Source organism: Paraburkholderia fungorum, assembly GCF_046027215.1.
Taxonomy (GTDB): Bacteria; Pseudomonadota; Gammaproteobacteria; order Burkholderiales; family Burkholderiaceae; genus Paraburkholderia; species Paraburkholderia fungorum_D.
Genome location: NZ_JAQQEN010000002.1, coordinates 3,141,549 through 3,154,291 on the forward strand (window position 1 = coordinate 3,141,549; position 12,743 = coordinate 3,154,291).

Sequence of the window (12,743 nt, forward strand, 5' to 3'; positions counted from 1 at the left end):
GACAACGCTTAGGCCTCGATCATGACATCCGTTCGGCGCGCGACCGGCTTCTACGTCCGGGCGCGAAGTGGGGCACGACCGTTACGCGACAGCGAGGGTCGTATTACTGGATGGTTCGGTTCGTCGGTTGAAACCGACGTTCACAGGAAAACCGTGGCGGTGTTGCGCGACCGGGAGCGGGAGCTCTCGCAGCTCGTGGACATGGTCCCGAGCCATCTCTGGCGGCTGACCCCGGACGGCGAACCGATTTTCTTCAACAAGCGCATGGTCGATTTTCTAGGCCTGGACGTGGCGGATACGAACAGACCGGGAATGACCCGGCTGGCGGCGATGATCGAGGCCACGGTTCATCCTGACGACGCGGCCGCGTTTGGGGACGCGCTCAGCCGCTGTCTCTCCACCGGCGAGCGCTTTTTCATGAGGTATCGTCTGCGGCGTGCCGACGGTGTGTATCGCTGGATGTCGAGCCGCGCGGAACCGATGCTGGATCAGGATGGACGCATCGTCCAGTGGTACGGCCTCTGTCATGACATAGACGACCTGATGCGAGCAGAGGAGGCGCTTCGGCAGAGCGAGAGACAGCTTCAGCAGACGATCGACGCCGTGCCGATCCGCATCTGGCGCGCAACGTCTACGGGCGGCCCGGTTTATTTCAACAAGCGATACCGGGACCACCTCCGCTCGGTTGTCGCGGACCTTGAAGATCTCGAGGAGCCGCGTATCGACACATTGCTGCAAGCGCTCGTGCATCCCGAAGACGCTCCAGAGGTGCAGCGCGCGTTACGAAATTGTTCCGAAACCGGCGGCGCCGGCGTGATGCGGTTTCGTTGGCGTGAAAAAGATGGCGCCTATCGCTGGGTTGAGTGCAGGTTAGAGCCTCGGCGCGATCAAGGCGGCGCAATCGTGCAATGGTACGGCGTTTCTCTCGATATCGACGATGAGGTGCGTGCACAGGAGACGTTGCGTGACCGGGAGCGGGAACTCTCACAGCTCGTCGACATGGTCCCGGTCTACCTCTGGCGGTTGACTCCGGATGGCGAGCCGAACTTCTTCAACCAGCGCCTGATAGATTTTCTCGGTCTGGATGTAGCGGATGTGGACAAGCCCGGCACGAGCCGGCTGGCGGCCTTCATAGAGACCGCCGTCCATCCCGGTGATGCCACCAGCTTAGGCCAGGCGCTCAATCGCTGCTTCGTCACCGGCGAGCGCTTCTCGATGAAGTATCGTCTGCGTCGTACAGACGGCGTGTATCGCTGGATGGAGGGCAGCGCGGAGCCGATGCGTGACCAGCGCGGGCGCATCGTCCAGTGGTACGGCCTTTGTCACGACGTAGAGGATCAGCTGCACGCCGAAGAGGCGTTGCGTGGTCGTGAGCGGGAGCTCTCGTTGCTCGTGGACATGGTTCCAAGTAACCTCTGGCGCCTGACCCCGGACGGCGAGACCACCCTGGCTAACAAGCATATGTCGGACTTTCTCGGCATGGACCTCGGGGACAAGAGCCGGTTGGAAGTGGTGTTTGACACGATCTTCCACCCGGACGATGCGGAGGAGGTTAGCGACGTTCTCGGCCGCTGTCTCATCACGGGCGAGCGCTTCTCCATGAAGTATCGCCTGCGCCGCGCAGACGGCGTGTATCGCTGGATGTCGGGCCGCGCCGAGCCGATGCGGGATTCGAGCGGAAACATTGTCCAGTGGTTCGGCCTTTGTCACGACATAGACGATCAGATGCAAGCCGAAGAGGCGTTGCGGCGTGCCTCCGACAAGCTCGCGCGGGCGACGCAGGTAGCGAGCCTCGCGGAGCTTTCCGCCTCGATCGCACATGAGCTGAATCAGCCGCTGGCAGCGATCGTGACTAGTTCCCACGCATGTCATCGTTGGCTGTCCGCAGAGCCTCCGAATATCGAGCGCGCCAAGATCACCGCCGAGCGCATCTCCCGCGATGCCAACTCGGCTGCGGATGTCATTAGCCACATCCGGGCCCTGTTCCGCCGCGCGCCGCAAGCCAGATCCTTTGAAGACGTCAACCGCCTGATTGGTGAAGTCTGCCGACTCATGGCCGACGCGATCGCGTCGAAGAATATCCGCATCAAGACGAATCTCGACCCGGAACTGCCGGAGGTCGTGCTCGATCGCGTCCAGGTGCAGCAGGTGTTGGTGAATCTGATCCGGAATGGAATCGAGGCGATGGACGGTTTGACGGGCGGCACGCGTGCGATCCGGATACGTTCTTGCCGGGACGGCCTCGACACGATTCGCGTCGAGGTTCGCGACGACGGAACGGGTTTCACGGATGCCGAGCGCGTCTTCGAGCCCTTTTTCACGACCAGGCAGTGCGGGATGGGCATGGGGCTCGCCATCTGCCGCTCGATCATAGAATCGCATGGAGGCCGCCTCTGGATGGCCAACAACGAGACGCGCGGGGCAACCGTCGCCTTCACGCTCCCGTTGGTGGCGAGCGGGGCGCCATGAGCCCTCACGACGAGATCGTCTTCGTGGTGGATGACGACGTCAGAGTGCGCGAGGCGATCGGGGAGCTGCTGGAGTCCATGGGGTGGCGAGCCGAGACGTTCGCCGCCGCCGCGGACTATATCGCGTATGCGAAGCCCGACCTCCCTGCGTGCCTGATCCTCGATGTCGAGCTGCCCGATATCAACGGTCTCGATCTGCAGAGGCAGATTGCGGAGGGCGATGATCCGCCGATCGTGTTCATCACGGGACATGGGGACATCCCGTCCTCTGTGCGTGCGATCAAGCACGGCGCCGTCGATTTCCTGACCAAGCCGTTCAGTGATGTGGACCTCATGGCTGCAATCCGCATAGCGATCGCTCAGGACCGGGAAAAGAGAACGGAGCGAGCCGAACTCGGTGTGTTGAGACAACGCTATCTCGACCTGACACAGCGCGAGCGTGACGTGCTGCCGCTCGTAGTGAGCGGTCTTCTTAACAAACAGGCAGCGGCTGAACTGGGAATCAGCGAGGTCACGCTGCAGATCCATAGACGAAACGTCATGCAGAAAATGGCCGCGGCATCGCTCGCCGACCTGGTGCGGATCGCCGAAAAGCTGCAGATCCCAGTCACTCATTCCAGACGTTCAGGAAGCTTGAGGATGTCGAACCCGAAGCCCGTGGTGGCGATCGTCGACGATGATCAGCGCCTGCTCGAATCGCTCGAGGAACTTCTCGAGTCGGCAGGCCACGCTGTGCAGACATTTTCGTCGGCCCAGACCCTGCTCGACAGCAACGCCCTTCCGGAGATCGTTTGTCTGATCACGGACATCGGCATGCCAGGCATGGACGGCTTTGAGTTGCAACGGTTGATGCGGGAGAGGCGCCCCGACCTGCCGGTGATCCTGATCACCGGTCGTCACGAGCTCGCCGAGCTGCCGCAGGCAAAGTACAACCGGCTTTTCCGCAAACCGTTCGACGGGCGAGCATTGCTCGCGGCGATTGGCGACGCTCTGACCGGAAAGAATGACCCGCGAGGAGTGTGAACTCGTACCGCGCCTCTGGCCTCGGCAGGGGGCACGGGTCGGGTCGCTGCTTCACGCTGGGGGTTCGGCAGGGAGCGCCGTACGGGCCGTCCCGCCGAGGCGGCGACTGACGACCATGGTGAGACCCCATGCGGCGGCCGTGATTGCGACGCAAGCCACGGCGAGGCCGGCGTAGCCGGTCCCGGTGATCACGACCCCCGCGAGCAAGGGGCCGGCGGCGAAGCCGAGCAAATAGGCCGACCCCGCCGCCGCAGCCCAACGTCCACTGTGATCGAGTGCAGCGGCGAGACCGAACAGGTAGGGCACCGAGAAGTAGTAGATGACCACCGAAGCAACGAGGGCGATGATGAAGGCGCTCGGATTGTGTGAGAGGCAGAGCACGAGCACAACAAGCGCGAAGCCGGCGAAGAATCCTGAAATGGGGATCATCCGTCCCCATCGCACGTTGATCGCAGTGGCGGCACCTGCGCCTGCGAGACCGACCAGCGTTGCGACGGTCAGCGCATAGCTGACCGCGCGCGTATCGAGGCCTGCACGCTCGCCGAGGGGCGCGCTGAAGGCGTAGATCGCGGAGGAGACGCTCAGGTAGAGCACGGTCGCCGCGAGCGTCATGACGCCAAGCGCCGGGGAGATCCGCGCCGCTACCGTCGCGACGTCTTTTCCGCCTTTCGCGCGGGCGTCCGGAATGAGCAGCAGGAGCGGCGCGAGCGCGAGGGTCACGCCCGTCATGAGCGCGAAGATGCCACGCTGCGCAAAGGCGGCCGTGAGCTGACCACCAATGCCGAAGAGCGCGACGCTGCCCAGGGCCCAGGCGACCTGAAAGTAGCCATAGACTTTGTCCGGATTATTGGCGCGGGACGCGACGACGGTGAGCGACACGGCGTAAAGCACGCCTTCGCCGATACCCGCGAGCCCGCGCAGCAGGGTGAGCCATGGCAGCGATGCGCTGAAGATGGATGCGCCCTGGGCGGACAGCGCCAGCGCGACGGCGAGGAGGGCGACACGCCGATCGGAAAACCGTGACAGGACCGGAGTGATCGCGATCGCCGTGACGGCAAGGATGAGGAGCTCGAGGGAGACGACGAAGCCGGCGTCCCGTTCTGAAAGCGAGAGACCGTCCATCAAACCAGCAATCGTAAAGGGCGACATCTGCGTGACCAGCCCGCCGGCCACCTGCGCGGCGATCGCCCCGATTACGAGGGACGCAGGATCGCGAGGAGTCGACGGATCGCGCGCGGTTCGGGCATGGTTCGGCTGCGCTCCTTGCTGGTTATAGGGCCGCCTTTTCACGAACCAGCGCTTCAATTTCATCGATCGAGTCTATAAGGTTGACGTCAAAGTCAACGGTGGCGAAATCAATATCGAATTCCGCCTCCAGATGAGCGACGAGCATCAGCATCGAGAGCGAATCAAGTCGGCCGCTGATAAAAAGCGATTCATGGTCGGCAAGTTCGCCGTTGTCACCGCGATTGCGCAGTGCGTCCGCAACGAATGCACGAATCCGTACTTTATGCTGATTGTCCATCAATCGACTCCGATAAGACTAGCCATGAAGGTGATGCGCTGTTCAAGGGTATAGAAACGTGTTTCGTTGCCAAACGGGTGAAGGCAGATGACGAACAACCAGATCCCAACGAACGTGGCCACGCGGGCCGTCCGTGTGCGCGGCACGCGTGGAGCGGCAAGTGAGCGGACTTGCGAAATGCCGATGCCCAGCGCCAGGACGACGGAATAAAACACATAGCTCGCAAACGTCTCGCACGTGGCCTTTAATCCGATCAATGCGACAAGTCCGATATCTCGAACGAAGTGATACAACGCATTGCCGACACCTGCCGCCATGAAGGTCGCGAAGAAAATCCGCAAGCGCGGATGCTGGCGGAAGACCCGAAGAAAGGTCGGCAGGAAAAAGAAGTCAACCAGTAGTTCTTTGAAATAGTAGTAATACCGGTTCCAGAAATCCGCCAGCGAGCGCGACTCGAGCGGGCGCCACATGTTGCGCGGCAGACGATAACCGGCAAGGCGTGCCACCGCGATCGCCTGATGTCCCGCAACAGCGAGCGACAACGCGGAGAACACGACGTCCAGCACGAGCGCTGTCCAGCCGATTGCAATCGGATACGGCCGATGCTGAAAATACGCGGCCTGCACCCCTTCGAGAGTGGGAAGCCGCAGGACCGACGCGCCGATCCAGTGCGCCGCCGCATTGATGTCCAGCAGAACGCACGACCAGAGGAGCAGCTTCATCGCTTTGAGCTGCGTCACAGCGGTGTCGCGCCGGGTCGTCGACTGGACCTTGCGCAGGAATGCGGCGCCTTTACCCCACGGCGTCGAGGTCGAACCCCAGAACGGGTGAAACAGGCCTAGCTGATACAGCATCGGTCCCCGTGCTCGCGAACGCTGATCGACGAGCGCATAGGCGAAAAACCAGAGGTTCGGCGTCGCGATCGCCAGAAACGCCCAGACGCCAACTCTTAGCCATCCGTGGACGAACGGCATGCACGTGAGCCCGCACAGCACCGCTTCGATAGCGAGCAGCGTCGATACCGGCCGGCGTGCTACGAACAGCGCGTCGTTGCGCCGAACCGCGCTCAGCGTGAGCCACGCGACCAGCATGAAGGCGATCAGCGCCATATACGCCAGCACAACCGCCGACACGCCCGCGACCCGTTCCTGCACCATCGCCGCAGCGATAATGTCAAACGAAAACCAGAGGCCCGATGCCGGCAGCAACGATAAGGTGGCAACAAACGTGCCGATACCTCGAAAGCGCGGCGCATATGCCGACAAGGCAGCGGCGCCGCCGGCGATCAGCATCGACCAGCCACTCATCCGCATCAGCACGAGGGTAAACAGCGTGACGATCAGCAGCCGGCCGCGCCCAGTCTGCGCAAACGCGACGATCGGTTCGCGTCTGTCGATCGATATGATTTCACGAAACGTCCGTCTGGGCGCCTTTGCAACGGTCTGCGGATCCTCGATAGCCGGGTTGATTGTCAGGTCGCTCCGCTGGCTCATTGGCAGATCTCGCGTTCGAGCAGATGCAGCAACGCATGGCGATCTACTTTTCCGTTTCGATTGAGCGGCATGCCGGACAACGCGACGATCCGTGACGGCACCATGTAAGCGGGTAGACGCCGCGCCATCTCGTGGCGCGCCTGGGCAGTGTCGATCGCATCGCCGGCGACGAACGCTACGATGCCGCGCGTGCCTTCGCCATCGTGTGGCCAGCCTACGGCACCCACCAGATCAGCGCCGGCGACGATCCTCAAATGCGCCTCGACTTCTTCGAGTTCAACGCGATGACCGAGCACTTTCACCTGGTTGTCCACACGGCCTAAGTAATGCAATGTTCCGGACGTGTCGCGCACCACGCGGTCGCCGGTTAGATACCAGCGTGTGCCCGCGCGGGTCGGGAAGCGCTGCGCAGTGAGTTCCGGCGCATCCAGATAGCCGATGGCGAGTTGCGGACCGCCAATTCCCAGCTCGCCGGGTTCGCCATCGGCGAGCATCTCCCCCGTGTCGCTGAACACAGCGGCGAGATTTCCGGGCAATGGCCGCCCGATCGCCACCACGTCGCGCCCTGGCGTTAGCGGCGTCGGCTTGCCGACAACCTCATTCAGACAATAGACAGTCGTCTCAGTGGGGCCGTAGAGGTTGTGGATCATGCTGTTGGGTGCTGCCACTCGCCACGCGTCGACGATCCCAGCGGACAACTGTTCACCGCCAAAAGCAGCAATGCGAATATCCGGCAGCACGCCAGGACGCAACGATTTCAGCTGACGCAGCATTCCCACCAGCGACGGCACGGAGTTCCACACCGTGAGCCGCGCTTCGACTGCGAATTTGACCGCGTTCATTGCCCGGTGCTTTGGAAGGACATATAGCGATGCTCCGGCTTCCCATGTCGAAAACATGTTATGCACCGATGCGTCGAAAGACGGTTCAGAGGTTTCGAGCACCCGATCATCGGAGGTCAATCCGAGTATCCCGGAGGCTGAGTCAATATAGTGGCGTGCGGCGCCCGCCGGAATGACGACGCCCTTCGGTGTGCCGGTCGTGCCAGACGTGAAGATGATGTAGGCGGGGTGTCCCGCGCCGACATGCATCGGCTCCGGCACCCGGTCGGGCGGTAGCGCATCGGTGGAAACCACGTTGATGACACCACCCCTCCATTCACTCAACGCCTGTCGATCAGGAGCGACGACAAGCGGCGGGCAGACATCAAGCAGCCCCTGGGCGAGCAACGACGCGCCGTGCGTGTCCACCACGATCGCGGCGAGGCTGCAGCGCGCCAGGATTTCGGCAATCCGCTCGGGCGGCGCGCTTGTGCTGATCGGCACATAGGTGCCTCCCGCCCAACACGTGCCGAGCAGTGCGACATACGCCTCGATGCTCTGCTGTGCGAGGACGCCAATGCGCGGCGGATGTCCCCTGTTGACGTTCCACTCAGGGCTTTCGCGCAGGAAGCGAGCCAACTGCGCGGCACGTTGTGCGAGGTCGGCATAGGTCAGGGAGCGGCCATCACAGCAAATGGCGATCGCGTTGGGCGTCTCGATACCGTGATGGCAAAGCGTCAAAGCCAGATTATGGTTGTCCATAAATCGCTCAGCTGCGATCGATTTTCGTTACTCTGAACCGGCAAACCGGCCGGCAATATCGACGCGATGGATTCCGTGCGCACCGTCAAGCGTGATAACGGCAAAATAGCCGCCGACTTGAGGGCATGCCGGAATTGCTTTGAATTCGGCTGGGGCAACGAAAATTTAGCGACGACGACTACGCTTTGGCGCGCTTTCGAGCTGTGCGCGTAACCTCTGGCTTCTGAGAGAGCGCGCATTGCTGAATCACGCTCTGGAGATGATCCGGACCCGCTGTGATGGCGCCAAGTAGCGTCATCACGACGAAGTCGATCAACTTTGGTATCGCCACTTTCGTGTCCGCGCGCGGCGCGCGGTACGCCAGGATCAGCGTGGCGAGACCATGCTCCAGACTCCACGCCGTATGGGTCACAAGCTTGAGATCGGAGGGGGCCCAACCACTCTCGATAGCCAGCGCCTCGATCGCTTCGGAAAATAACCCAAAAGACCTGTTACTTTCCTCGATGAGTTCTGGATACGCTTGATGCGCCACGATGCGAGGCCCGATCATCAGACTGAACAGTCCATTGTGGCGCTGCGCGAACTCGATATACGCCCGCATCATCCGATACGCCTTGGCAAGCGCCGCATCCTCGCTGTCACGGATCGCAACGCGCAACGCAGCGAGGTCACGATAACCGCTCGCCGCGATCGTCGCCAGCAGTTCGTCGATACCCGCAAAATGCCGCGAGGGCGCGGCTTCTGAAACGCCCACCATGCGCGCGAGGTAACGCAGGCTCAAGTCTTGTGCCGATACCTCCATGAGTGCGCTGCGCCCCGCTTCGACGAGCGCGTTGCGCAGATTGCCATGGTGGTAATCCGCATTCTTCGGAATAGATGACCTGGGGCTCACGTGACCTTCGTTCGAGGAGCAAAACAAGGAAATGATTATAAATTCTGCGCAGAGAGGCACGCAATATTGCGGGTCACGCGCGAAACAAGCGTGTGTCGCTACACGTATTCTAGCGGCTCCGTTGCGCGACAGGGCCTTGAACCGAGCTGTCGCCAACGCGTGATCCCTTCCGGACAATGCGCTGTACGCCGAACAGAAGAACAACGACGCCAAGTGCCTGGACGCAGGCCACCATGACGAATCCGCTCGCATACGTTCCCGTTGCGTCGCGAACATACCCGATCAGAAAGGGCGTAACGAAGCCAGCCACATTAGCGACGGAACTGATCAACGGCACGGCAACCACCAGCGACTTGCCGCTGATCAGGCCGACAGTCATCTGCCAGAAGAGCGTGATACCAGCCCCCGTTCCCGCGAAGCCAAGGACAAGCAGGAAGAAAGTCGCGGTGGTACTGCTGTGCCAGACAAAGACGAGTGCTGAGAGGCTCGCCGCAGTGAAGACCGACGCCAGCGCACAGAAGAGCCGGCGGCGATGCGGGGCGCCCCCGATGCTGCAGATGAGCACATTGCCCAGCGCACCCAGAATGCAGGCACCGGCAACCGCACGGCCGATCTCTTTGTACCCGCCGAATCCCGCCTCGCGAAGTATCGTCGGGGAGAAGAAAAACAGTGCTGCCGTGGCCGCAAGGAGGCTGAAGTAGGCAGCGCTCAGGATCCAGATAGCCGGATCGAGTAACAGCGGACGCTCGTCTGTGCCGACGTCGTCCATCGTTTCGGCATTCTTCCTGAGATCGTCCTCGACGAGTTGACGCTGTCGCGCCGAAAGCCACTTCGCGCCAGCGGGCAGGTCCGGAAGTATCGCAAACGCGACGCAGGCCAACAGAACCGTCGGGACAGCCTGAGTGAAGAACATCCATCGCCAGCCCTGAAAGCCGACCAGTCCGTTTAGGTGCTCGAGCACGAATCCCCCCGTCAAGCCGATCGCGACCGGCGAGAAGAGTGATCCTGAGTGGAAGATGCTGAAATTGCGGGTACGCCTTTTCCCCGGGAACCACGCATTGAAGTACAACACAACACCTGGGTAGAAACCGGCCTCGAACACGCCGAGCAGGAACCTCAACGCGTAGAACGTCGGTGCGCTATTGACGAACGTCATTGCAACACTCGTCAAGCCCCAGCCGCCGGCGACACCGGCAAGCACGGCGCGTGCACCGAATTTCTTTTGCAACGTGGTGGTGGGCACGCCGAACAGCACATAGCCGACGAAGAAAAGCCCCGCGCCCAATCCATATACCGTTTCGCTAAATCGCAGATCCACGACCATCTGCAACTTCGCAAAGGCAACGTTCGAACGACCGACCCACGCCAGCATCCATAAGCCAAACAGTATCGGCAGTATCCTCCATTGCGCCGAAGCGTAGGCCTTCCGAAGGAGGGTGTCGTCATCTGATGATGACCCGTCTGCACAGGCTTGCTTCACCACTTCCATTCGGTCCTCCGACGTGTTGTGTTGATACTGGTAATACGAGGCGGAACGCAGCCCGCTAGCGGGCCGCGACACGTGGTTGCGTTTAGTCGGACGGTGCTTCCGCAAGAACAGCGGCGTCGATTTCCTTCGCGGACAGTGGCGGCCCGCCAACGAGAATGCCGGTGTCGACCGCATTGCGGATTTCGACATCGGCGAGGCCCGCTTCGCGGAACACCTGCTCGTTGTGTTCGCCGCGAAACGCCGGCGCGCTGCGCATTCCAAGCTCGTCATCGGAAAAGCGCCACGGATAGCCGTGAATGAGATACGAGCCGCCGCGGCGATCCGGGACCTCGTGCACCGCACCCCACTGCTTCGCCCAATCGGTATCGGCCAATTCTTTCAGCGTACGGATTTGGCCTATCGCGATCTTGGCCTCGTCGAGTTGCGCGTCGAGCGTCTTGAGATCGCGAAATGACAGCATCCACGTCTGGATCACTGCATGCAGTACCTTGTAGTTTTGCAGGCGGCGCTCAGCGGTGCTGAAGCGCGGATCCTTCACGAGGTCCATCCTGCGCATGGCCCGCAAATAATTCGGAAACGTGTTGCTGCCGACGATGCTTTGCGCCGCGACAAACTCTTCGCCGCCAGGGCCAACGAAATGTGGGCCGTCGGCGGCGCCGAGGATGCCCGGCTCGGCGCCTGTATCGACGCCTGCGAGATCTAGGTGAGCGCGTTCGTTGATCGACAGCATCACGGCGGCCATCGCGACGTCGATGTATTGGCCGTGTCCGGTGACTTCACGTTTGCGCACCGCCGCGAGCACGGCGATTGTCGCTTGCAGGCCCGCATAGACGTCCGCGTGCGAGAGGGGATCGGTCCACCTGCGGCCGTCGCCCGCGCTTTCGAAATGGCGCAATGTGTTGTGCGTGAATCCCGCTTCAGCCTGCACGGTCGGTGCGTAAGCCATGCGCGAGGCCCAGGGGCCACGCTGGCCGTAGCCGGTGATCGATACGTAGACCAGCTTTGGATTGCGCTTCGCGAGCGTCTCATAGTCGAGTCCGAACCCCTTGAGCGTGCCGGCCCGAAAATTCTCGACGACGATGTCCGCCTCGTCGCACAGGCGTAGCACGAGCCCGCGTGCGTGCGGCGCGTTCAGATCGATGCTGACGTTGCGCTTGCCGCTATTCTGCTGCGCGTAATAGCCGGACATGCCGTCGCGGTTCGGGAACGCGGCACGCGACACATCGGGTCGCGGCGGCTCGATCTTGATGACGTCTGCGCCAAGATCGGCCAGCGTCCGGGCGCACAGCGGACCCGCCAGCACCCGCGAAAAATCGACGACCTTGAGTCCTTCGAGTGGTCCGGTCATGTCAATTTCCTTCGAAAATTGCGGTACCTGGGCCGGCGGTATCGAAGGCCTCCAGTCCACGCTTGAGATCCTGCGACCCCCAGATCGGCTTTTGCAGTTCGAACATCGCTTCGTCAGCCGCAGCGATCCCCTCGTTGACCGCGACCCGGACGAGCTGCTTGGTCGCGGCGTGCGCGACGGTCGGCCCGGCCGCCAGTTCCTGCGCAACCGACAGCGAGACTTCATCGAGTTTGTCGTCGGGCACAACGAGATTGATCAGGCCCCAGCGTTCGAGCGTCGCTGCGTCGTAACGGCGGCCGAGCATCGCGAGCTCTTTCGCACGTGCGGGGCCTGCCCGCATCACCTGACGCTGGATACCACCGAGCAGCGGATGCAAGCCGAGCGCAACCTCGACTGAGCCAATCTTGGCCGATTCGGCGACCACGCTGAAGTCGCAGGCCAGCGCCACTTCGAAACCACCGCCGAGACATGTGCCGTTCACCGCGACGACGATCGGGATCGGTAGGGTCTCGAAGCCGCGAAGCACTTCAAGCGGATCCATCAGCGCCTTGCCTTGCTTGGCGATGCGGTCCGGAAAAAGCGCCACTTCAGCGCCGGCCGAGAAGTGCCGCAGACCGCTGCGCAGCAGGATCGCCCGCGAGCCGTGTTTTACCGCCTCGTCGAATTCGCGGAGCAGGGCGCGATACAGCGTCGGGCCCATCAGGTTATGCGGGCGACGGTTCATCGTGAGAACCGTTACGTGGCCCTTGAGTTCTTTCAGAACAATTGCTTCGTCCATGCTTGCTCCATTTCGTCAGGTTCAAGTGTTTTCCGATTTATATGTTAACAAGCATAACATCGGAATGACGTATTGATACCAGCGTTTTCCCTGGCCGAAAAAAGTAAGGACTGGGGAGGTTCGTTTCTCAGCCGTAGCCGGGAC

At 61.8% G+C, this 12,743-nt stretch carries 10 protein-coding genes; 2 read left to right on the forward strand and 8 right to left on the reverse strand.

The features are described 5' to 3' along the window. Positions 1 to 21 precede the first annotated feature (21 nt). Both PQR27_RS34515 and PQR27_RS34520 read left to right on the forward strand, forming a co-directional pair. Positions 22 to 2,469: a PAS domain-containing sensor histidine kinase gene (locus tag PQR27_RS34515; RefSeq protein ID WP_408528017.1), complete on the forward strand. Its 2,448-nt coding sequence runs from the start codon at positions 22 to 24 to the stop codon at positions 2,467 to 2,469. Further along, the gene (locus PQR27_RS34520) at positions 2,466 to 3,491 is read left to right on the forward strand and encodes a response regulator transcription factor (protein ID WP_408528018.1); all 1,026 of its coding nucleotides are present in this window, start codon (positions 2,466 to 2,468) and stop codon (positions 3,489 to 3,491) included. Before PQR27_RS34515 ends, PQR27_RS34520 begins: the two co-directional genes overlap by 4 nt. 51 nt (positions 3,492 to 3,542) lie before the next feature. Here PQR27_RS34520 and PQR27_RS34525 read toward each other — a convergent pair whose 3' ends face one another. The 8 genes from PQR27_RS34525 to PQR27_RS34560 all read right to left on the reverse strand — a co-directional run bounded on the left by PQR27_RS34525 (position 3,543) and on the right by PQR27_RS34560 (position 12,599). Next, positions 3,543 to 4,802 carry an MFS transporter gene (locus tag PQR27_RS34525; RefSeq protein WP_408528019.1) on the reverse strand — a complete coding sequence of 420 codons (1,260 nt, stop codon included), beginning with the start codon at positions 4,800 to 4,802 and terminating at the stop codon, positions 3,543 to 3,545. Next, positions 4,762 to 5,016 carry a phosphopantetheine-binding protein gene (locus tag PQR27_RS34530; RefSeq protein WP_408528020.1) on the reverse strand — a complete coding sequence of 85 codons (255 nt, stop codon included), beginning with the start codon at positions 5,014 to 5,016 and terminating at the stop codon, positions 4,762 to 4,764. Before PQR27_RS34530 ends, PQR27_RS34525 begins: the two co-directional genes overlap by 41 nt. Further along, entirely contained in the window at positions 5,016 to 6,509 is a 1,494-nt protein-coding gene (locus tag PQR27_RS34535) for a hypothetical protein (RefSeq protein ID WP_408528021.1), read from the reverse strand. Before PQR27_RS34535 ends, PQR27_RS34530 begins: the two co-directional genes overlap by 1 nt. Further along, the gene (locus PQR27_RS34540; protein ID WP_408528022.1) at positions 6,506 to 8,092 is read right to left on the reverse strand and encodes an amino acid adenylation domain-containing protein; all 1,587 of its coding nucleotides are present in this window, start codon (positions 8,090 to 8,092) and stop codon (positions 6,506 to 6,508) included. Before PQR27_RS34540 ends, PQR27_RS34535 begins: the two co-directional genes overlap by 4 nt. 178 nt (positions 8,093 to 8,270) lie before the next feature. After that, the gene (locus PQR27_RS34545) at positions 8,271 to 8,984 is read right to left on the reverse strand and encodes a TetR/AcrR family transcriptional regulator (protein WP_408528023.1); all 714 of its coding nucleotides are present in this window, start codon (positions 8,982 to 8,984) and stop codon (positions 8,271 to 8,273) included. Positions 8,985 to 9,093: 109 nt separating this feature from the next. Then, positions 9,094 to 10,473: an MFS transporter gene (locus tag PQR27_RS34550; protein ID WP_408528024.1), complete on the reverse strand. Its 1,380-nt coding sequence runs from the start codon at positions 10,471 to 10,473 to the stop codon at positions 9,094 to 9,096. An 82-nt stretch (positions 10,474 to 10,555) separates the two neighbouring features. Next, positions 10,556 to 11,821, reverse strand: coding sequence for a CaiB/BaiF CoA transferase family protein (locus tag PQR27_RS34555; protein ID WP_408528025.1), 1,266 nt, complete (start codon positions 11,819 to 11,821; stop codon positions 10,556 to 10,558). A 1-nt stretch (position 11,822) separates the two neighbouring features. After that, on the reverse strand, positions 11,823 to 12,599 hold the full coding sequence (locus PQR27_RS34560; RefSeq protein WP_408528026.1) for an enoyl-CoA hydratase/isomerase family protein: 777 nt from the start codon (positions 12,597 to 12,599) through the stop codon (positions 11,823 to 11,825). Between the last annotated feature and the right edge of the window lie 144 nt (positions 12,600 to 12,743).